The following is a 22,523-nucleotide window of genomic DNA, read 5'->3' as shown; positions in this document are numbered from 1 at the left end:
CTGTTGTACAAGGATAGATCTAGGGTAACACCAAGATCTGTATCCATGAGCACGCATACTTGCACAGGCACGATTGGGGTGTATAGGTTACATCGAAAACAGCTCTTGATGAACTGATTACGAATGAAAAAGAGAGGGAAAGAGCTTAACGCCCAACCCTCTCATGTATATTTAAGTGGTTATGACCATAACCCCTTATTCTCCTTTCAGAAACAGGCGAATGCCCTCAACTGCATAAGCATGATCCAACTCGCCGGTCAAACCCCCGACCGTTACAGACCCGACCACGCCAACACCCTTGACACGGATGGGAATAGCCCCCCCCACCGCTTGATACTCTGCAGTAGAAAGCAGAGAGTGTTCTGCATGAGAAGCACCGCTTTGGATAAAGCGCTCCTCAATGTAGGCAGAACTGCGGTTATAGTGATCGACAATCCGTTTTTTGCGAAACAACCATACGTAGTTTTCTTCCGAAGTACCATCCATTAGATGCGTAAACACGGGAACTCGGTTACGTTCAATATGCACGGCGACCGCTACATTGTTTTCTTGAGCATACTGCACAATCCGGTTGCCAATGGCAAGTCCATCTTGATGGCTAAAACTTGTAAATTCCAATTCTTTCTCCAGAAGGTCTAATGCATTCAAATCCATTTATCCTCTCTCCTCAACAAAAAGTTTCTGTTTCTTATCCATTCTGTAGTTTATAGCTGCGAGTAAAAAGGCGAATCCCGCCATAATCGCACCGATCCAAGCCGTGTCCATCATATGCAAATGGTCTACTGCAAGCCCCCCCAATGTTGAACCAGCAGCTATCCCAATATTAAATGCAGAGATGTTTAATGCGGAAGCGACATCCTTAGCAGAAGGTACCAGCTTTTCTGCAAGCATTAGAATGTAAGCCTGTACGCCGGGAGACATCATAAAAGCGAAGAAACCCATTAATATGAGGGACAAAATGGTGAGCGTCTTGTTGGGCAGTAGCCATATTTGAAGCAGCAGGGCAATGCCCTGAAACAGGAATACGAATCGAAGCGCCTTTACAGGATGCCCATTTGCTAATTTTCCCCCGATAATATTCCCAATAGCCACTGCAACACCGTAAACCAGCAGCAACCATGAAATAGACGAAGCTGAGTACCCGCTAATCTCTTCAAGGATAGGAGAGATATACGTAAACAAGGCGAAAGTTCCACCGAAACCCAGTACCGTCATTAGCAGTGCCGTGATGATCCGAGGGTTGGCAATCAAACTTCCAACATCCCTCAAGCTCGGTGAGTGCTTCGAACGCGGGACTTTTTCGACGGCTACAAGACTGACCAACAAAGCTATTAGCCCTAATATGGCGACTACGGCAAATGACATCCGCCAACCAAATTGCTGTCCGATATATGTCCCAAGGGGAACTCCAAGAATGGTCGCGACGGTTAACCCGGTGAACATGATGGAGATGGCGGTACCTTTTTTGTTAGCCGGGACCATATCTGCGGCCACTGTAGCAGCAACGGCGAAAAACACACCATGAGCAACAGCTGTAATGATCCTAGATAAGAGCAAAATGGAATAGGTAGAAGCTACAGCTGCCAGAGCATTACCAACAGTGAACACGATCATGAGGAACACCAGATATCCTTTTTTAGGCAATTTTCCAGTTAGAACGACGACGATCGGGGTTCCAATCGCAAGGGCTACTGCATACCCAGACACCAGGGTCCCTGCTTGCGTTACTGCTATGCCAAGATCTGAGGCTACCTCTTGCAGAATCCCGACAATAACAAATTCCGTCGTTCCAATGGCAAAAGCACTAAGCGCAAGTGACATTAGTGCTATGAAGATTTTTGAATTCATACTTTCACCTCCTTTATGTAGGCTAATATTAAGTGAGAACTTAAATGAGTTCAAATAAAGAGAAAAAGTTTCTATATTTGAAACTCAGCTAAGAGCATAATGCCAACTTAAGAACCGGATGTCCTTAATTAGATAAGTGCTTTGCAATTATGATTCCATATTTTCTAAATGATACACATCCATAGTATCGATTATTGTTTCGATATTTTTTCGGTATGTTTGATAATGCTCTGTGTTTACATGTGTAATTATGGCATTTTCATCAGCCCAAGATTCATAAAAGACAAATGTGCCTTTCTCTTCGAGAGATCTATGCAGCATATATTGTATGCAGCCTTTTTCTGCACGCGACGGTTCAATAAGTTTGAGTAATTCATCGCGTAGCTGATTCTCATGTCCTTGTTTTGCTTTTAGAATCGCACAAATTGTAATGACAGTCATAAAGTACACCTCTTAATAACAATTTAGTTAATCTCAAAAAATGCATGCAGCATGGCCTCATCATAGGTAATTCATAGGGGATTTTCAAAAAATGTTGGAAAGTTTCTAATAAAGAAACAACATTAAGCTACCATCGTGGCAGCGGTGTTCACATCTTGAAAATCTGTATCAGGATTTGGACCAACCCTCTGATGTTTATCCTGATTTTATGCGGTGGAAAATGAGGCAACAAGTATTCTGTGATCATGTTCCAAGGAATTGATTGATTATAAATGGCTTCAATCAACAGTGCTCATTAAGCCTTACGGATACCTCAATCATTCAAAGATACTAACTATATCGTTTCCCAATATCCTCTCTATGGTTGTTTATTGTGCTTGTATGTGTAAAAATATATTATATATATAAAAATATAATGAATGAATTGGTGATGTGATTATTATGAGCACTAATGATCGAATACCGTTATACCAACAAATCCAAGACTATATCCGCAAAATAATTAACTCGGAGAATATGAAGCCGGGTGATCGAATACCGACAGAGAAGGAGCTAATGGATCAATTTAATGTTAGCAAAATTACGGTTGTAAATGCCCTAACAGGCTTAGCTAACGAGAAGCTGATCGATCGTGTTCCTGGTAAAGGTAGTTTTGTAGCAGAAGAGACAGACTCAGTTACCACAGCATTTTCTGAATCTCCAATACCAAGGAGAAGGGGACTTAGTACAGGGATGATCGGTGTTATCATGCCTACGATCCATGACTACTTTGCTATCCGACTAATTGAGGGTATTGAACAAACACTGAATCAAGAAGGTTACCGCAGCATGATCATGTTGACGGATGGCAAGATCGAGAAAGAAAAGGACTCGATCAAGGAGCTAAAAGCACTTGGAGCAGAGGGATTACTTATCTTTCCTGTTGATGAAGGAAATTATAACGAGGAAATTCTCGGCATGAAGCTATCTGGATTTCCCTTTTTGCTAATTGACCGATATTTGCCGGGAGTCGAGACCCATTTCATCGCTGCCGATGGAAGTCTAGGTGCGAAGTTGGCTGTTGAACATCTATGGGAGCTAGGACACCGTGATATAGCCATCTGTTCGGATTCACCGCTGCAAACTGTCACGGTCCAGGAGCGAATTGATGGTTATATTGAAGCATTGAAAGATAAAGGGGCACTTATTAATCCCGCTCATATGATTACGGATTTCAAGCCACTGCCTGTCCTTAAGGATGCGGAAGCCCATCCGTTGTACCGATATATCCGTAACAAAATGGTCACGGCTTATATATCACTTAATGGCAGGCTGGGTGTTCAGATCTACCAAATGGCCAAGCAAGCAGGACTTCGTATTCCCGAAGACGTATCGATCGTAAGCTTTGATGATCCAACTTCTATCGTGGAGGAGTTCAGTATATTCACGCATGTTAAGCAGTTTGAGAGGGATATGGGAATTCGGGCGGCCAGCCAGCTTCTCGAAGTCATTCGTGGAGGCGTAGCTGTTACGGGCTTCAACAAGATTCTAATTCAACCTGAGCTTGTCATTCGACAAACCTCGGGAACCTGTCCCTCATCTTAATTTTGGAGTTTGATTAAAGTCTTTTCCGTATACGATCCGGAAAGGACTTTTTATTTTTGTGAAAAATATATTGAATATATTATTAATGTATATTATATTTTATGGGTAGCGGAAACTCAGACAACGAAAAAATAGATTAAACAAGGGTAGGGAGGTTAAGACTGTGCTTCGAGATCGTAAAGAAGAACGAATTGGATTCCAGGAATCAGCACCCTATCATCCCGATCATGATCTTCAACTGACTTTGTGGGGGCGAAAGGAACGCACTTTTTGAAACCGCATACTTAGAGTATGGTGTTTTGCAAGAGGTGGTAAGGGGAACAGACAGACGAATGTGGTTTCTTCATGATCCCATCGAAGACAACCCGAATCATACATGGGCCGATTATAAGCTTGGCTCCATATCGTGTCCTTCTTTTGAGTTTATGAGTTTATGAAGCCAGAGTGCTCTGATATCCATTATGCACAGGCCAAAGTAAGATTTATCACTCTCCTTGAGAGCGATTATTGAGCAGCTTGGTCTTGAAGCCAAGCAGGAAGGCATTCATTACTCGGGCAAAGGACTCGTCAATTGGCTCGGTGTACATCCGGCTGCATGTTCCTTAGCGAAGACGGGGGGCAGACAGGCTCCGCCAGTCCATTAGAGAAACGTTGGAGAAACTTCTCGGTTCAAACTTCCGTTGGGAATCAAAGCATTATTTCAAATTCAAGCGTGGGCCCTATATCATTGACTTCGTTCTAGAAGAGTCCATATCGGAAGAACCACTGGTTATCCCTGGTCCAGTTGTTGACTTGTTCGATCCTGCCCTGCATGTTCGTCAAGAAGTATGTTTAGCTCCAGGGGAGCAAGCTCTGTTATACGATGTTACGGCCGGACGGCCGCAACAAGGCGAAGTTAACCTAATTTCTGCCTCCTCCAGAATTGAAGACTTGACTATACAAATACAGGTTTTCAATTTATAGCCAAGGGTCCAGCAAGCTTACGGGGAACAGCCAGACTATACTGCCTAACCGAACCGGTACCGGTCTGTTGTATAAGCCAAGACAAGACAGTACCTGCCGAATGGGAATGGGATCCGAAATCGCAAACCGTACTGCTGCAATATGACATGGCAACGAGAACAAGATAGAGATTCAAGCAAGCTGGGTAGCGAGACTTTAAATGCTTGAACGAGAGGAGAAAGAACAATCATGCCATACGAACCAATAAGATCCGAACATTTGAATCAAATGCTGTCCAAACTCCGTGAAGCCACTTATGAGCCGGTTGGCAAGTTGAAAGTGACGGCTTGGGTTACACCGGAGCCCGTCTCGTTCGAAGAAAGAATGTCAGGAAAAAAAATCACGCTTTCGCATGGTGAGCGATGGGGCGAGTTATGGGATTGTGCCTGGTTTTGCTTTACTGGTCACATTCCACAACCTAGTCCTGACGCAAAGGTTGTTCTTCTGCTGGACGTGAATGGCGAACTCTGTCTAGTGGATAACGAAGGGACGCCTGTGCAAGGTTTAACTACCATCAATTCGGAATTTGACTTTACACTGGGCCTCCCCGGAAAAAGAGTAGTTGAAGTAGATCATTCTTCGATAAGCGGAGGCGAATTCGAACTTTGGGCTGATGCTGGTAATAATGACTTATTTGGCAAGTACCGCGGCGGTACTTTAAAAGAAGCGGTAATTGCGATCTGTCATGAAGGCATCCGAAGTCTGTATTACGACACAGAGGTGCTTCTGGAAACGGCAGAGCATCTTCCTATCGGCACAGCGCGTAGAGAAAAGATTCTTCAATCTCTATATGATGTTTCATTAATCTTGACGGAACTCACACCAGACCGTATTCATCGCGCTAAGGGATTATTAGACGAACAATTATCACTTCGTGGTGGAGATCCTGTGTTGAGCATAAGTGCCGTTGGTCATGCACATATTGATTTGGCCTGGTTATGGCCGATCCGTGAAACGATCCGAAAGGGTGCAAGAACATTCTCGACTGTGCTTCGCATGATGGAACGGTACCCTGATTATGTGTTCGGAGCGAGTCAACCCCAGTTATATGATTGGATGAAGTCGCACTATCCCAAGCTGTATGACCAGATCAAGGAACGGGTGCGAGAAGGAAGATGGGAACCGCAAGGGGCCATGTGGGTGGAATCGGATACCAATGTGCCGGGTGGTGAATCCCTTGTACGCCAGATTCTGTATGGCAAACGTTATTTTCAACAGGAATTTGGGATGGAGATGAAGTCGCTGTGGATGCCAGATGTATTTGGTTACTCCGCAAGCTTACCGCAATTATTGAAAAAATCCGGTGTGGATTACATGATGACCCAGAAGCTCTCCTGGAGTGAGTACAATCGCCATCCCCACCATTCCTTTCTGTGGGAAGGCATCGATGGTTCCTCAGTATTAACGCATATGCCTCCTGAGGATACTTACAACAGTCCGGCGGCTCCGCGTTCTATTATCAAAGCAGAGCGGGAGTACTTAGATAAAAATGTATCCAACCACGCACTGATGCTCTTCGGCATTGGAGACGGAGGCGGTGGTCCGGGAGAAGAGCATTTGGAACGGCTGGCGCGTGAGAAGAACCTGCTTGGCTTGTCCCCTGTCATACAGGAGCCTTCCTGGAAATTCTTCGAGCGGCTGAATGAAGAACGCGATCAATTCCAGACTTGGCGCGGCGAGCTTTATCTGGAGAAGCATCAAGGAACCCTGACCAGTCAGGCACGAAGCAAGCGTTACAACCGCAAGATGGAGAAAGCGCTGCGTGAACTGGAGTTCGCCTCTGTGCTTGCTGCCCAGTTTGGTAAGTCTTATCCGTCCGAGAAACTGGAGACGATCTGGAAGGAAGTCCTTCTGTACCAGTTCCACGACATACTTCCAGGCTCTTCAATTAAGCGGGTGTACGATGAGTCGTTAATACGGTATGAGGAATTGCTCCAGCAGACAGAAGCCATGATCACCGAAACCTACCGCTATTTAGCAGACCATATCTCATCGAGTGAGGTGGATTCCTCTGGCGTCGTGGTGTTCAATTCACTGCCTTGGGAACGCCAGGAGTGGCTCCATACCAATGGGCGATGGCGTAAAGTACAAGTTCCTGCCATGGGATACACCGTTGTATCTGATGCTGCCGACCATGTAGTCGAAGATGAAGTAGCGTCCAGCATTGAAATAGACACAGAAACGCTGGATTCGGGTGTTCATGTTACAACTGATGAATGCAGCATTGAGAACGACAAACTTATCGTCAGATTTGACCAGAATGGTGCCATAATCTCGATCTTGGATAAGCTAGAAGCTCGTGAAGTTATCCAGCAAGGACATCTGGGTAACGACCTTCGTGTGTATCATGACGACGGGGATGCTTGGGATTTCCGTCATGACTATTCAGCGAATCTTGGGATGCCGTTAGTTCTAAATGACATCAGGGAACTTCGGGATGGGCCAAGAACCGGTCTGGTCTTCGATTTCAACTATGGGGAATCCACACTAACCCAGACGGTCGTTTTAACAGAGGGCAGTCGACGTATCGATTTCGAGACCACTGTGGATTGGAGAGAAAACGGTAAAATGTTACGTACTTCTTTCCCTGTTCATATCCGTACTGATCAGGTTCACTGTGAAATCCAATTCGGCAGCTTGAGCAGACCGACCCACCGCAATACGATGTGGGACTTTGCGAAAGATGAGATATGCGCTCACCAATGGATTGACTTATCGGAGCCGGATTACGGAGTCTCGCTGCTCAATGATTGCAAATACGGCCATCGAGCCATCAATAACGTGCTTGACCTTCATTTGCTGCGCAGTAGCTCATATCCGGATCCGGTGGCGGATCGTGCAGAGCATAAGTTCACCTACTCGTTATATCCGCATCAAGGAAATCATGTACAGGCTGAAATCTATCGAAGAGGAAATGAACTGAATATTCCGCTTCGCATGATTTCCTCGTCATCTTTACCTGATATGCCGGAGGATAAGCTGCCTCATACGAAAGCTTTCCTGCAGCCGGACCATCCACACATCATGGTAGAGTCGGTCAAAAAAGCCGAGGACAGTAACGACATCATCGTCCGTCTGTATGAAACGTCTGGAACACAAGTCAAGGCAAATCTTCACATCGGATTAGATGCATCCGAAGCCTGGACGACTGATCTGATGGAAAATATCATTTCACCACTACCAATTGACAAAAAATCGGAAATAGCTCTGTCCTTCACACCATTCGAAATCATAACTTTACGATTAAAAGCACTATAGCAGGTATAAAGGGGGCTTATTGCCCCCCCCTTAAGAAAGGAGAGTTGGGAATGTGATGAAGCCAAACAATCGATTAATGAAGCGAATCTGGAAACATAAGCTCTTCTACTTGTTCATGCTGCCTGGCATCGTCTGGTTTTTTTTATTCTCCTATGTGCCCCTTTATGGAATTCAAGTTGCCTTCAGGGATTACACCTTCGTTGGCGGCTTCAGCGGAAGCCCATGGGCTGGCTTCAAGTACTTTGAACAATTCTTTAACTACTATCAATCCGGTGATATCATCCGCAACACAGTCATCATCAGTCTCATGAAACTACTTATCGGCTTTCCAATGCCGATCATTCTTGCCCTTCTTTTGAACGAGGTTCGAAAGTTGAAGTTCAAGAAAACAGTTCAGACCCTTTCCTATTTACCTTATTTCGTATCTTGGATCGTGGTGGTCACCCTGATGCAGAGACTGCTTACTCCGTACGGCGGTCCGGTCAATGATTTATTGGGGTCATTTGGAGCGGAGTCAATCCAGTTCCTGAACAATCCAACTTGGTTCTATCAGATGATTGTGGGATCCGACATCTGGAAGAATATCGGTTGGAATTCCATCATCTTTATGGCTGCCATTGCCGGAATCGATCAGCAGCAATATGAAGCTGCTAAGATGGATGGCGCAGGACGTTTTCAGCAGATGTGGCACATAACACTTCCAGGTATCCGTAATGTGGCCATTATATTATTTATTCTTGCCGTGGGTAATTTGATGAGCGCGGGCTATGAACAGCTGCTTCTCCTGAACGGACCGGCGACCGCCAGCATGGGCAGCGTACTGGACGTGCATGCCATCAACTCCGGTATCCGGGAAGGGCGCCTCAGTTACGCCGCAGCTGTTGGATTATTTCAAAGCATTATTGGCCTAATATTGGTTCTGACGGTCAATCGGATTGCCCGCAAAGTCAGTGATGTATCCCTGTTCTAAGGAGGTGACGTTATGAAACGTAAATGGTCCTTATTCTCCGTGGTCAACTATACCTTTCTTGCTTTGGTTGGCTTCTCTATGATCTACCCGTTTATTTACATTTTGGCTTATTCACTGAATGACGGTAAGGATTCTATGCAGGGCGCGATCTATTTTCTTCCTCGAAAATTCACGCTCGAGAACTATGCTCAGGTATTTGATAACGCCCGTATCTGGAAGGCGTACCAAATTACACTCATGCGCACCGTGTTGGGAACGTTCCTTCATGTGGTCCTGTGTACGCTCATGGCCTATGCGCTTTCCAAAAAGACGTTACCCGGCCGCTCGTTTTTCACTTTTTACATCTTCTTGCCTACCATTTTCAGTGCCGGTTTCATTCCGTTGTTTATTACGCTCCAGAAATTGCATCTGATCAACAGCTTCTGGGTATACGTTTTGCCGATGCTGTTCAATTTCATGCATATTGTCATTATCCGGACCTTTCTACAAGGCATTCCAGAGGAGTTGGAGGAATCAGCATACATTGACGGGTATGGTGATTTTCAAATCTTCGTCCGGATCATTTTGCCTCTTTCGGGACCGGTGCTGGCAACCATCTCGCTCTTTATTGGGGTGGCGCATTGGAATGACTGGTTCTCGGGTGCTTATTACGTATCCAACAAAGATTTGATTCCGGTGCAGACCCTGCTGCAAGAAATGTTGACGGAAGCGGAAGCACTATCCAATTCGATGCAGCGCGCCGCGCAACAGGGCGGGCAAACGGTTGGCGGTGCAGCCGGGGCAGGAGCAACGCCCGAATCCCTCCGTATGGCCTTGCTTGTCATCACGGTCTTCCCGATCTTGTGTATTTATCCGTTCTTGCAACGATATTTCGTAAAGGGGGTTATGATCGGTTCGGTTAAAGGTTAGGTCATCCTGACCCGGAATTTGATGAGCTTCACCCAGTTTCACCAAGATCATTAATATTCGTATTCCAGGAGGCGATTGGTTTGAACAGGATTTGGTCGAAAGGCGTATCCATATTGCTCGTGTCCATCATGGTTGGAGGAATGTTGATCAGCTGCACGAATTCATCAGGGAACGGAGATAACGGAGAAGGCACTGAAGGAGATTCATACAAACTCAAAATATTACACAATTGGAACGGATCATCCGGATCCGATAATGGAATGACACCTGTTGAAGAAGTCATCAAGGAGAAGACGGGCGTTACCCTCCAGTGGGAATACACCAAAGGCAGTGAGACCGAGAAGGTCAACCAGATTTTTGCCACGCAGGATTTGCCGGATATCTACACTGGACCTGCATGGGGAGGCGAACTGGACGGCATTATCAAGGCTGCCAAAGAGGGGCAGTTGGTAGATATATCAGACAAATTGAAAGATTATCCGAACCTCGCCAAATCCATTGCGGAAGAAAATGTGCCGCCTGCATTATATGAGAAAGCGATTGATGCGTACGACGGAAAAAAATATTTACTTCTACAGAATCAGCCTGCCACGAACAATGACGGCATGGACTGGCTCTACGGCTTCTATGTTCGAAAAGACATCGCTGAGAAGGTCGGCGTGGACCCTCAGTCTGTCGTAACGAAGGAGGATTTCTATAACTTCCTCAAAAAAATTAAGGATGCCAAATTGCAGGAGAACGGCCAGCCGGTCTTTCCTCTGGGGGGCTTCAGTAACGGCTGGGCCATTGGCATTGGCAACACCATGTTCTATTCGGGTGCCAGCTATGTAGACAAAGGTGATGGAACCGTTGAGCGAGACTTCTTCACAAAGGGTTATGAAGAATACACGCTGTTCTATCGCAAACTGGTTGAAGAAGGGTTGCTCGATCCAGAAGCCTTTACCCAGACAGACCCGATTGCTAAGGAAAAGATCAATCAAGGTCGAATTGCCATCCTTGCCGCACATTATCCAGCCATTTTGGACGCTTCCAAGGAATATGTCACATCACATCCTGGAAGTGATTACATTCCACTCGGCCCATTGGAGCGGGCAGATGTTGACCCGAACCGCCCCGTGGATTTAGGCATTCAAGGCAACAACGTAACAGCCATTACCAAAAGCTGCAAGGGCCCATGTATAGATGCGGCTCTAAAGTTCCTCGATTATATGGCTTCCGATGAAGGTTTCATGCTGGCCAGATATGGAGTTCAAGGCGTCCATTGGGACATGAAGGACGGTAAGCCTGTTGCCAATCAGGAATGGTTTGATAAATTCAGCACGGATACTAACTTAAAGCTGCGCAAGAACGAAGGCATTAGCATCGGCCTGGAATCGATTACGGGGCTTGATCGCATCAACTCCGCAGCTGGTGGAGACATCTGGGCCGAACAGGAACGGCTCGATTCCATGGAGCAAGCACGCCAAATCCTCCGTCCCAACGGCATTCACGTGATTACGGCCTATAACCCGGGAGATGTCATTACAAAAGCGCCGGAATGGGAAATGCTGAAGCCTTCGATGGATCGTATGGGGGATGCCTGGAAGGAAGCTGTTTTTGCGAAATCAGATGAAGCTGCGATGGGAATAATAAACGATCTTCGCGAGCAGCTCCGAAAGACGGGATATGAGAAAGCGATGCAGTTCACGAACGAAAATTTGAAAGGTAAAGACGTCGTTACCGTTCAGATGCCGAACTGATGACTTCATAATCATTGGAGCCCGATAACAAGAAAGGCTTCGCAGCACCTTGGGAACAAGGGGGCGAAGCCTTTCGTTGTTTTGCTTTAGCGCAAGGACAACCCATCTTCATGAGGAATACATTAGTGGTAAACGTAATTCTTGATACCGACATTTACATATCACTTTAAGGAGTTGTAGTGTAATGACAACGAATTTCAGACCTCCATCTGTGCCTCTCGTAACCGTAGATCCTTATTTTAGCGTTTGGTCCGCTGCAGATCATCTGTATGAGGATCACACCCGGCATTGGACGAACAAGACTCATGGCATGATTGGCCTTGCGATCATTGATGGCAAGCCCAGACGATTTATGGGGAAAGTTTCATTGCAGGATCAATCTGAATTTCCGGAGCCGGAGGCACTCGTTCAAACCGGTCTGACGGTTGAGCCTGTAACCACCCGATATACTTTTCAAGGGGAAGGAATTGAACTTAAGGTTCAGTTCACCACGCCTTTATTGCTGGATGATCTCGATTTGTTATCAAGGCCCGTAACCTACGTGACTTTTCAAGTTCGTTCTATGGATGGGGAGTCACATCAAGTTAAGATTTACCTCGATGTGACAGGCGAGTGGTGTGTACATACACCGGATCAGCAAGTGACATGGGAACGCCACGTGATTGATGGACAACTGAATGCGATGTCCATGGGTACGGTCGAACAGCCAATATTACAACTAGCTGGAGATGATACAAGAATCGATTGGGGATATATGGTTCTGGCGGTTCCCCGGACATCTAGCATCCAGACGGTGATTCATTCTGTAACAAGCCGCGGGTTGTATGTGGAGACCGGTCAATTACCGTTAGAAGATGATCAGAACCATCCGAGAGCGGTATCCGATAACATGCCTGTCATGGCGGCAGAGATGGACATGGGTATAGTCCAGGAAGTGCCGGTAACCCAGTACCTGATGCTTGCGTATGAGGACATTCATGCGATCGAATATTTTCATAAACCGCTGGATGCGTATTGGAAACGAAACGGATTGACGTTTCATGAAATGTTGTTAATGGCAGCCGATCAATATGAAGAGATCCTGCAAAGATGCGAGAGCTTTAATCATGAGCTGTTAACAGAGAGCCAAGCCGCAGGCGGTGAGAAGTACCGGGATATCCTGGCGCTTACGTACAGACAGGCGATTGCCGCGCATAAATTGGTTGCCGATGAAGCGGGAGATGTTTTATTTTTCTCCAAAGAGAACTTCAGTAATGGATGTATCGCTACGGTCGATGTCAGTTACCCGTCGATTCCATTGTTCCTGAGATATAACCCGGAACTGATCAAGGGTATGATGCGTCCAATTTATAAGTATGCCATGAGCCGTGATTGGACGTTTGATTTTGCGCCCCACGACGTAGGAACATACCCTAAAGCCAATGGTCAGGTGTATGGAGAGAACAAGCTGGAAGACCAGATGCCGATTGAGGAATGCGGCAATATGCTCTTGATGGCTGCCGCGGTATGCAAGTATGAAGGGAATGCGGATTTTGCCCGGGAACATTGGGAACCGCTTACGAAATGGGCGGGGTATCTACTGCAGAATGGACTCGATCCAGAAAATCAGCTCTGCACCGATGACTTCGCCGGTCATTTGGCGCACAACGTAAATCTGTCGATTAAGGCTATCTTAGGCATAGCTGCTTATTCATACATGTGTAACAAGCTTGGTCTCCAGGAGGGAGACTCTTATCGTGAGGCCGCTCAGAACATGGCGAATGAGTGGGTGTCCATGGCAGATGCCGGGGATCACTATAAACTGACTTTTGACAGTGGGCCGGATACTTGGAGCATGAAATACAATCTGGTGTGGGATCGTCTTCTGGATTTGCACCTGTTCCCACAAGAAATCGCCGCTAAAGAACTCCAATACTACATGGATAAACAAAATCGCTATGGCCTCCCACTGGATAGCCGGGATACGTATACCAAATCGGATTGGTTGGTATGGTGTGCCTCCATGAGTTCAACACAAGCACAGTTTGAGTTATTTATCTCACCCCTATGGGATTTCTTGAATGAAACCTTCGCTCGTGTTCCGGTAACGGATTGGTATGACACGATCACCACAGAGCAGAAGAATTTCCAGAATCGTTCTGTTGTCGGGGGCTTCTTCATTCAATTACTCATGCAAGAGTCTAAAGACAAATTCGAGTGAAGACAGGTGATGAATGTGAATAATGTTATCGAAGAAATTCGCAAGGACCTGAACCTGATACAGCTGAAGCAGCAATTCGAGAATCCGGATGCAACATATCGTCCGCAGCCTTTCTGGTTTCTGAATCATGAACTTGAGAAGCCGGAACTCAAGAGCCAGATTCAATCGATGTTTGAAGCGGGAGTTGGGGGTGTAGTTCTGCATGCGCGTCATGGGATGCAAACCCCTTACCTGTCGCCAGAATTTATAGAAGTGTTGGAGTTTTGCACAACAGAGTGCAAGAAACGCAATATGGTCGTCTGGCTGTACGATGAGGATAATTGGCCGAGCGGAACGCTGGGCGGTAAGCTAACACGTCAGCATCCGGAATATCGCATGCGTTACTTAAGGGTTGAGGAAAAAAGGCACTCGCGTACCGCACAGCAAGAAGCATTGCGGCTGGATTTTGCCTCCTACGATAACAATGAGCTTATCGCCATTCTGGCTTATCGCGCTGTTCAACAGGATGGTGAGTGGCTGCTCTATGATAGTCCGGAAGATATCACGCATTTATGGGGGCGGGATTGGAAGCCGGATACGGAGGATACTTATATCGTACTGGCCTGCTGGTCTTGCGAAATTGCGGAGGGCATCACGTTTGCCCAAGGGTACTACTTGGATACATTGAATCCGGAAGCCGTTCAGACCTTCATTCAAATGTCTTATGAACCGTTTCTGCCATTGCAGACATATTTCGGCTCCACGATTCAAGGTGTATTTACCGACGAGCCTGGACTCATGATTCATGATGGCTTCTTCGGCGTGGAAGCGATCCGGACGACTCTTCATGATGTGGGCGCTACCTTGCCGGGCATGGTCTTTGCATGGACACATGGGATGGCACAGCGGTATCAGCATGAGAATGGATATGATCTAATCCCGCGCTTGGGCGCATTGTTATATAACATGGCAGATGGCAGCAGGTCAACGAAACAGCAATATTATGATACGATTACGCGCTGGTATGTTGAGGGCTATCATCATGCGATTCGTTCATGGTGTGAGCGGCACGGACTGCTGTATATTGGTCATACGCTGGAGGAGCCAGTTTGGGGACAGGCTAGGTCACAAGGCAATCAGACCCGGGTATTGCAGCAGTTCCACTACGCAGGCGTGGATTATCTAACTCCCGGAATCGGTACGAAGGAGAATCCGCATCGGATCGTGTCCGTGAAGACGGCGGCTTCCGTAGCACAGCTGGATAGGAAGAAACGAGTGATCTGTGAATCTTTTGGCGCAAGCGGTCACGGCTATTCCATGCGCCAGAGGCGACTGGATGCTAATTTCATGGCATTCTTAGGTGTGAATCTGTTTATCCCGCATGCGTTCTATTATTCGTTTGCAGGGGTTAGGAAAACCGATTTCCCACCGACAGAATTCAAACATGCACCGCATTGGCCGCATTATAAGGCCTTTGCCGATTATATTGGTCGATTGAGTCTGCTAGGCGCAAGCGGTAAACGAACGCCAGAGGTACTGCTGCTATCGCCTATTCATACGGTATACCAAAATATGTTCGCATCCGGTGAATCGAATAGGCATCCTTCTTCAGATGTCCTGTTCTCGCTTCTGTCGGATCGCATGCTGCGCGGGTCCATCGACTATGACTATGTAGATGAGTGTCAGCTTCGCGATGCTACCCTCGTGGATGGAGAAGGGTATCGATTTGGCGGAGATGGGAACGTCTATTCGATTTTGATTATGCCAGAGATTGAGGTGATGTCTAGGGACATCGCTGAACAACTCGTTTCCTTTGTGAAGCAAGGCGGCACTCTAATTGCTGTAGGGGCGATTCCTCAGTATAGCGAGACTATGCGGAAAGATCCGGAGTTACTGAAGTATATAAATGAGCTATTTAGTTCCGATCGTCAGCACGGGGAATTACATGCTGTTGGCAAAGGATACAGCTTGTTCTATTCCATGAACGACGCTGCACATGAAGGCGATCAGGCTGGGGATCGACTGGAAGCCTTTTGTGCTCAATTAAGCGATTTGTTAAGAGAACCACCAGCTATTCTCTGGAACCTGATAAAAGGACAGTCCGAAGATTTGATTAGAGTGGAACGCAAAATCGGAGATTTTGTGTATGTGTGGATTATGAATTGGTCGGAGCAGTCAGTGACCATTAAGCTCGATCCAAGAGAAAATAAGGATTACTTGGAAGAATGGGATTTGGAGAACGGGGGAGTGCGTCGGTTAGACAGTGAAGCTGTTCTTACATTTGTGCCGGGAGAGCTGCGAGTATTATCGGTAAGCCCTCATGAGCAGCCGTCCTTTCCGCAAGAACATACAAACAATGGAGACCGAACTTCTACAGATGTGGTCGTTCTTGGTGAGAAGTGGCAGTTTAAGACTGTCGATCCCAATGTTCTTCTTCTAGATCAATGGCATGTAACGTTGAATGACCGACAGTCCAAGATGAACGCCATAATGCCTGGACAAGTGAATACGTATCGAACTACGTTTAGGATGACGCAAGAATTGATCGAGATTGTTCAATCACAGAGCGATTCCGGTCATTCGGATGCGTCAGGAAAAGAACAATCGGCCAAGATTGAGTTGATTCTAGACGATGTGGAGCAGAAGATTCCATCTCATATCGGCTTTCTGTCACGTAGAAGGAATCTTGAAATCTTCGTCAATGGTATACGCCAGGAAGCATTGAAACAATCTTCTTGGCAGGACGCTTATTACGACAGTGTAGATATCACGCCTCATTTGTTGGTAGGCGAAAATGAGCTGGAGATTCTGACGGTTTCTTTACTGGAACTGATGCCGGCTATTTCATTCCCTGCATTTCTGATTGGTCCATTCGCAATTGAAGATCATACTACGTTAAATGCCGATGTGGAACATTTGGATGGATTTTGGAATACTGCCGGCTATCCTTATTATTCGGGTACGGGATCGTACTCGCAATATGTGGACTTAACACATGTTAGCTTAGCCCCAAATGATGAGTTATGGCTGGAAGCTGATGAGATAAGGGAGACGGCATGCTTATATGTGAATGATATGGAAGCTGGCATCCGGCTATGGCCGCCTTACCGATGGGACATAACGCCATATTTACAAGAGGGAAATAATAAAATTAACATTCATGCAGCAAACACCTTAGAGAATTTATATGGAAAGTCAGCACTGCCTTCTGGGATAAATGGTCAGATGAGATTGGTACGTCGAACGCTACTATAAGGGACTGTTTTTGAAATATATTGTTATTAATAGAATGCCTGGATCCTTTAAGGATCCAGGCATTCTATATTTGTTTTATGACATGACACCGATGCTAAAAGTGAAAAAATGAATCAAACAACTAAGAAAAGTATATATTCAATATATTGTTTAAGTTTTTGAAATCACCAATGCAAAAAAAGGTGAATTCATGTCATGGAATCGAAAAGGAAACGTCTTCTTATTGAAATCCAACAAAATATACAATCATTTTCTTTTAAAATGTCATTTAATTTGTGATTGAATGTCGAATTTAAGGAACCTTTGTCGAAAGTATTGAAATATATATATAAATATATTTAATATATAAATGAATTATTTATTACTTATTTGCAGAGGAAGGAGTGTATAAGAAGAGAACGCTGTTTGTTCTGTACATCACATCACACTAAAAGGAGAAATGAAAATTATGATTCGTAAGTTAGCCGTTTTGTGTATTACCCTAGTCTGTACAACCGTGTTATCGGTCAGCGCATTTGCTGCTACTGATGCTTCTACGCAATTGAATTCTTTGAAATGGCCTAAAAATCAAGCGCTTCCAAACTTCGGTAAAGCTAAACATTTGGATGTTGCTAATGTTTATGAGGCACCCGGGGATATCAAATTGCTTTTGACAACTCTTGAAGGGATTATAAACAGGGAGCAACCACGAATTTATGTGCTTCAGAATAAAGTTGACCCTTGGCTGAAGGATTTAAAAGTTCCTTATAAGCAACATGACAACGCTATGGATGTTTTCAAGAAATATGCAAAAGAAATTAAAGGCATAATCGTATATGATCCTGATATACCGGATTCAATTAATGTGGCAACTACACTTGCTGGACTAAAAGATGCTGTTGTCGCCAGTCCTGAACTTGCACAACAATTAACTGTTGCACCGTATAACCTGGCGGTAATTGAAGACTTACAAGGCAAATTCAAGAATCGTATGGACGCATACAATTGGCAATATGAGAATCTCTGGAGCCAAACGACTCAAAGAATGCTGGTCGGGTTGAGTCCGGACACATCCATCCCGATCCCGCCAGGAAATTTTGATTCGTTCCAAACGATTGCTGTCGAGAAGGAACAAGTACGTGATGGAAGTAATCGGAAAACATTTGAATATGATTTATCTTCCTATTTGGGAAAAGAGGCTGTCTATCTCCGCTTCCAAGATGCCTTTCCTCAGGATGGCTGGGGGCCAGCCGTTCATCAAGTGACTGTGAAGGCAGACGGACAGGTCATCTCAGATTTTAAAACGGGTACCTCCGAGGAAGAACCTTTTCTCTATGACCAACATAACTCCAAATTTTTACCTGGTAGCGATCACCGCTTCGTCGATCACGGCAATTACTTTGTATACGAATTTAAACCTTCAGCCAATACGAAGCAATTAACAGTATCAATTGAAATGTGGAACCAATACAAAGTATCAGCAAGCAATATTAAACCACTTTCATCTGAAGAGAAGGAGCCTTTTGGTTTTCTGCGTGATTATGCCGTAGCAAACAAAGCAATGGTCTTCTGGCTGTCAACAAGCGTACCTGAGGAAAAGGTGCTTTTCGAGAAGATTCTATCCGATGTAAAGCCAGGGACGCCTTATATGGGATGGTTCGACAATGATTTTGAAGGGGAGGTCGCTGGCCTCGAACTAACGTCTCGTCATAGTGTGTATGTGTTACCTTCTGACTGGTTTCATAACATGACCGTATTTTCAGGAACAAAAGTAAAACAAGAACCGACACCTAAACGAGTTGATCCTAAGCTCGAGAATAAAATTTACGTGACATATACTTTTGGCGAAGGTGACAATTTGCAATACGACCAGAACCATATGCGTAACTTATGGAATGATCCCGCTCGGGGCAAAGTACCCATTAACTGGACCTCAAGTCCGATGCTGTATGATGCAGCACCTGCCATTCTAAATTATTACCGTTCAACTGCGACAAAAAATGATCTCCTTATCGCAGGACCATCTGGAGCGAGCTACTTCAATCCGCATGTCTGGCCGAAGGAGACATTTACGGAATACCTGAAACAATCCTATTCGTATCTTAAGAAAACCGACATGTCGTACCCATATGTGCTGAATCGTGAACTTGGAAAAGACATTCCGCTCAGCGAGTCGACGGCAGCCGCGTATGAGAAAAATTATAAACTTCCAGGTCTTTTCTTGGCAGGGGAAGATAAAGACGATATTAAAATCATGAATGGAAGCCTGCCGGTATCGATGATGCGAGGCATCTCCACTGTTCAGGACGGGAAAAATGTATTGACTGATGCAAAGAAAGACTGGGATGGCAAATCTTCAAAGTTTATTTCGATTGGAATCAACGCGTGGAGTATGACACCATCAGATGTTCTAGCTATCACTGAATCTCTTGGCCCAGAATACCAAATCGTTAAGGCTGATGAATATTTCTCACTTGTTCGAAAAGCCTATGGATTGCCCAATAAGATTGAGAAATAATTATTGTTCATAGTAAACAAGAAGGGCTGTCACGTAAGGTTATAAATCTTAGTGACAGCCCTTACAGTAATGGAAGAATACGAGGTTCGCCAAAAAAAGTATTTATGGAATGATTAGAATATTCTTCTAAACCTAATATTGAAAACAAGAAACTACAACAATACGTGAACAGTTATATTTCTAAATTCAGAATATAAAAAAACCATCAACTTTTGAACTGTACCCCACTTGTTAGACACCATCTAACATTGGAGGTGCAGTTTTTCTATGGTTAAGTTTAGTTCAGACGAAAAAATACAAGTGAGAAGAACGAACAGGTGTCCCTTCTCCATGTTGAAATCACCCAAAACAGCCTTGTAATGCTGGCAGAGAAAGAACGCGCTGATCCTTCGTAAAGGAGGAACAGTTTTCTTTTTGTGGTCCGGAGTGAGGTCGAAGAAGTCTGTAGGATGATGTACAGGACCATTTCTTACAGAACGGCAATTCGCCGGTAACGTTTAGGACTGTAAGCCTTTTTCGCTGGATTCAACAACCATCACATGTTCTCGAGACATTCGCAAAATATTACTGCGGTCGCCCACCTCGTATCGGCAGCAATATGTGCCGGTGCCTACTTTGTAAAATTAGAGATAGGTGGCTGAAGAAGGAAGTGTCAGGAAGGAACAAGAGTTCTGAAACAGGCCTATTCCCCATCGAATGATACAAATAACCGTTAAATAGTGCAGTTTTATGATTGAAATGGCTGAGATCGACTAGATTTTTACATGTAAGATGAAGATGATCCAAAGTTAAGTTATCTCGAAACCATAACGTGAAGAAAGGGGGCTCATTCAATTCGGATTCCAAGAAGCGCTAGATCGTTTTCTGTTTATTACATTCTAAGAAAGAGGTGTTATTCATGAAAAATTTAATGGATTTCAGAAAGCAAATGACGGCTGTTCTGACGGTAGGTGCCCTGATATGCGGATTGCTGTTACCCATTCAAGCGTCGGCGGCAGACGTTGCATTTAACGAACCTTTAAACGGCGCGAATCCTAGTCTGTTCTATACCTCGGATGGATGGGCCAACGGTCCGGATTTCGGAGTGGGCTGGAAGACCGCTAATCAGGAATTTTCCAATGGCATTATGGCTCTGCGACTTGACAATACAGGGTGTCCGGACAACTGCTCGGGGAAAAATTATGCTTCAGCTGAATATGCAACTCATGTCAAGTATGGTTATGGCCGGGTTGAAGCACGTATAAAAGCAGCAAACGGAACAGGACTCGTCACAAGCCTCTTTACGTATTCCGGACAAGCGACGGGTACATCCAATGACGAAATCGACATTGAAATATTGGGCAAAGACACCACAAAGCTGGAAACCAATTATTTTACGAATGGAGTAGGCCAGCATAGCACAATCATCGATCTGGGGTTCGATGCCTCGATCGATTTTCATAATTATGCGTTCGAATGGTCACCATCATCCATTAAGTGGTATGTAGACGGTAATCTGGTCCACACGGAGAATGGCTCGCGCGGAGCGCTTCCGACCAGCCCGGGCCATATCATGGTCAATCTGTGGTCGGGATCGGGACCGGCCGAGATATGGACCGGGAAATTCAATTACCCTGGTTCGCCGGTACGCGCGTACTATGACTGGATCAAATTCACGCCGGCCAACTAGCTTTTCGTTGTATGCGAATACAGGATTTTCGAGCAGCGAGGAGTTTACTTAATCCGCATCTCGATTGTTCCAGCATCATCGCACCAACAAGCTGTCCCAGGTCAATCAGACATGGGATAGCTTTTTTATTTACAACAATGGAATATGAATGATAGAGTTTATGACAAGAGATGTATGTGTGCAACGCTTACAAAAAAATCGAGTGTGGAGGGATTTATCATGCCATCGATCATGCGAGAAGAAGCAATTCCGAAGGAAAAAGTAAAATTAGCCAAGAATTGTCCCGTTTTCGTCGCCGATACGATTGGTGTGACCAGCCCCTATCAGAAGCTTCATTGGCACAACGTGCTGGAGATTAATTACATTAAATCCGGCACGGGTTACTACATCATCAACGGGCAAAAATTCGAATTCCAGCAAGGGGATGTGCTGCTCATCAACTCCAATGACCTGCACTGCGCCTACGAAACGAAAGATCTTGTCATGACCGTCATTACGTTCGATTCGACCTGGTTCATCCATAACCTCCGGTTCGATCCGGAACTGTTCAGTCCGTTCCGCGAGATGGGAAAGCACTACATGAACCTGATACACCGCAATCATCCTGCCATGGACAAGCTGCGTTCGCTTCTGATGGAGCTGAAGGAGGAGCATGAGAGGGAACGGCGGTCTTACGCTACGGTAGTGTACTCGCTTCTGCTGCAGTTTCTCGCTACCGTGAACCGGGAATGCCGGATCGAGGGGGACGGCGGAAGCGAGCCCAGCATCAGCGAACGGCAGCTGGAGAAAATGCGTCAAGTCATCATGGTAATGGAGCAAGATTTCGCCCACCCTTGGACGCTGGAGGAGTTGGCTTCCCTGGTCTATCTCAGTTCTTCTAGGTTCAGCGAGATATTCAAGCGCGCGGTCGGCATGCCGCCGCTCCTGTACCTGATCCACATTCGGCTGGAGCAGGCGGTCACGATGCTGGAAGGAGGCCATATGAAAGTGATGGACGTTGCCCTGGAATGCGGCTTCCGCACGCTGACCAATTTTAATCGGCTGTTCAAAAAGCACATCGGCATGACGCCGAAGGCTTCACAAAAGCAACATTCCTAAAAACCAGTGAAATAGTGCTGGTTTTTGCTTGTTTTAGCAGAGAAATGAGCCTGGTCAGGCGATACAATAAAGTG

14 protein-coding genes are annotated in these 22,523 nt (G+C 45.5%); 11 read left to right on the top strand and 3 right to left on the bottom strand.

Features of this window, described 5'->3' with window-relative positions; all coding sequences use genetic code 11:
* Positions 1 to 195: 195 nt before the first annotated feature.
* The 3 genes from MHH48_RS26970 to MHH48_RS26960 form a co-directional block, all read right to left on the bottom strand.
* Positions 196 to 654 (bottom strand): heme-binding protein, encoded by a 459-nt coding sequence (locus MHH48_RS26970; RefSeq protein ID WP_076324300.1) that lies wholly within the window; start codon positions 652 to 654, stop codon positions 196 to 198.
* The gene (locus MHH48_RS26965) at positions 655 to 1,848 is read right to left on the bottom strand and encodes an MFS transporter (RefSeq protein ID WP_076324299.1); all 1,194 of its coding nucleotides are present in this window, start codon (positions 1,846 to 1,848) and stop codon (positions 655 to 657) included.
* A 147-nt stretch (positions 1,849 to 1,995) separates the two neighbouring features.
* On the bottom strand, positions 1,996 to 2,289 hold the full coding sequence (locus MHH48_RS26960) for a putative quinol monooxygenase (RefSeq protein WP_076324298.1): 294 nt from the start codon (positions 2,287 to 2,289) through the stop codon (positions 1,996 to 1,998).
* Positions 2,290 to 2,730: 441 nt separating this feature from the next.
* Here MHH48_RS26960 and MHH48_RS26955 point away from each other — a divergent pair, with 441 nt between their 5' ends.
* The 11 genes from MHH48_RS26955 to MHH48_RS26905 all read left to right on the top strand — a co-directional run bounded on the left by MHH48_RS26955 (position 2,731) and on the right by MHH48_RS26905 (position 22,449).
* Complete coding sequence (locus MHH48_RS26955; protein ID WP_076324297.1) at positions 2,731 to 3,873, top strand: GntR family transcriptional regulator; 1,143 nt, start codon at positions 2,731 to 2,733, stop codon at positions 3,871 to 3,873.
* A gap of 494 nt (positions 3,874 to 4,367) precedes the next feature.
* Positions 4,368 to 4,517: a hypothetical protein gene (locus MHH48_RS26950; RefSeq protein ID WP_179090677.1), complete on the top strand. Its 150-nt coding sequence runs from the start codon at positions 4,368 to 4,370 to the stop codon at positions 4,515 to 4,517.
* A 547-nt stretch (positions 4,518 to 5,064) separates the two neighbouring features.
* A complete protein-coding gene (locus tag MHH48_RS26945; protein ID WP_076324295.1) occupies positions 5,065 to 8,133 on the top strand; it encodes a glycoside hydrolase family 38 C-terminal domain-containing protein in 3,069 nt (1,022 codons plus the stop codon).
* Between the two features lie 55 nt (positions 8,134 to 8,188).
* Positions 8,189 to 9,103, top strand: coding sequence for an ABC transporter permease subunit (locus MHH48_RS26940; protein ID WP_076324294.1), 915 nt, complete (start codon positions 8,189 to 8,191; stop codon positions 9,101 to 9,103).
* Between the two features lie 12 nt (positions 9,104 to 9,115).
* Positions 9,116 to 10,012: a carbohydrate ABC transporter permease gene (locus tag MHH48_RS26935; protein WP_076324293.1), complete on the top strand. Its 897-nt coding sequence runs from the start codon at positions 9,116 to 9,118 to the stop codon at positions 10,010 to 10,012.
* An 80-nt stretch (positions 10,013 to 10,092) separates the two neighbouring features.
* Complete coding sequence (locus tag MHH48_RS26930) at positions 10,093 to 11,751, top strand: extracellular solute-binding protein (protein WP_076324292.1); 1,659 nt, start codon at positions 10,093 to 10,095, stop codon at positions 11,749 to 11,751.
* 184 nt (positions 11,752 to 11,935) lie between these two features.
* The gene (locus MHH48_RS26925) at positions 11,936 to 13,951 is read left to right on the top strand and encodes a glutaminase family protein (protein WP_076324291.1); all 2,016 of its coding nucleotides are present in this window, start codon (positions 11,936 to 11,938) and stop codon (positions 13,949 to 13,951) included.
* 9 nt (positions 13,952 to 13,960) lie between these two features.
* The gene (locus MHH48_RS26920; protein ID WP_076324290.1) at positions 13,961 to 17,185 is read left to right on the top strand and encodes a glycosyl hydrolase; all 3,225 of its coding nucleotides are present in this window, start codon (positions 13,961 to 13,963) and stop codon (positions 17,183 to 17,185) included.
* A gap of 448 nt (positions 17,186 to 17,633) precedes the next feature.
* A complete protein-coding gene (locus MHH48_RS26915; RefSeq protein ID WP_076324289.1) occupies positions 17,634 to 19,682 on the top strand; it encodes a GxGYxYP domain-containing protein in 2,049 nt (682 codons plus the stop codon).
* 898 nt (positions 19,683 to 20,580) lie between these two features.
* On the top strand, positions 20,581 to 21,351 hold the full coding sequence (locus MHH48_RS26910) for a glycoside hydrolase family 16 protein (RefSeq protein WP_076324288.1): 771 nt from the start codon (positions 20,581 to 20,583) through the stop codon (positions 21,349 to 21,351).
* A gap of 219 nt (positions 21,352 to 21,570) precedes the next feature.
* On the top strand, positions 21,571 to 22,449 hold the full coding sequence (locus MHH48_RS26905) for an AraC family transcriptional regulator (RefSeq protein ID WP_076324287.1): 879 nt from the start codon (positions 21,571 to 21,573) through the stop codon (positions 22,447 to 22,449).
* Positions 22,450 to 22,523 lie beyond the last annotated feature (74 nt).

Source organism: Paenibacillus sp. FSL F4-0100 (genome assembly GCF_037993005.1).
Taxonomy (GTDB): Bacteria; Bacillota; Bacilli; order Paenibacillales; family Paenibacillaceae; genus Paenibacillus_AQ.
Note: the sequence above shows the minus strand (reverse complement) of the source record. Positions and strands in the feature narration are given on the sequence as shown.

What these genes read in the sequence shown, in the direction of transcription:
- MHH48_RS26970 (WP_076324300.1), bottom strand. Translation starts at nt 654, where the DNA reads ATGGATTTGAATGCATTAGACCTTCTGGAGAAAGAATTGGAATTTACA.
- MHH48_RS26965 (WP_076324299.1), bottom strand. Translation starts at nt 1,848, where the DNA reads ATGAATTCAAAAATCTTCATAGCACTAATGTCACTTGCGCTTAGTGCT.
- MHH48_RS26960 (WP_076324298.1), bottom strand. Translation starts at nt 2,289, where the DNA reads ATGACTGTCATTACAATTTGTGCGATTCTAAAAGCAAAACAAGGACAT.
- MHH48_RS26955 (WP_076324297.1), top strand. Translation starts at nt 2,731, where the DNA reads ATGAGCACTAATGATCGAATACCGTTATACCAACAAATCCAAGACTAT.
- MHH48_RS26945 (WP_076324295.1), top strand. Translation starts at nt 5,065, where the DNA reads ATGCCATACGAACCAATAAGATCCGAACATTTGAATCAAATGCTGTCC.
- MHH48_RS26940 (WP_076324294.1), top strand. Translation starts at nt 8,189, where the DNA reads ATGAAGCCAAACAATCGATTAATGAAGCGAATCTGGAAACATAAGCTC.
- MHH48_RS26935 (WP_076324293.1), top strand. Translation starts at nt 9,116, where the DNA reads ATGAAACGTAAATGGTCCTTATTCTCCGTGGTCAACTATACCTTTCTT.
- MHH48_RS26925 (WP_076324291.1), top strand. Translation starts at nt 11,936, where the DNA reads ATGACAACGAATTTCAGACCTCCATCTGTGCCTCTCGTAACCGTAGAT.
- MHH48_RS26920 (WP_076324290.1), top strand. Translation starts at nt 13,961, where the DNA reads ATGAATGTGAATAATGTTATCGAAGAAATTCGCAAGGACCTGAACCTG.
- MHH48_RS26915 (WP_076324289.1), top strand. Translation starts at nt 17,634, where the DNA reads ATGATTCGTAAGTTAGCCGTTTTGTGTATTACCCTAGTCTGTACAACC.
- MHH48_RS26910 (WP_076324288.1), top strand. Translation starts at nt 20,581, where the DNA reads ATGAAAAATTTAATGGATTTCAGAAAGCAAATGACGGCTGTTCTGACG.
- MHH48_RS26905 (WP_076324287.1), top strand. Translation starts at nt 21,571, where the DNA reads ATGCCATCGATCATGCGAGAAGAAGCAATTCCGAAGGAAAAAGTAAAA.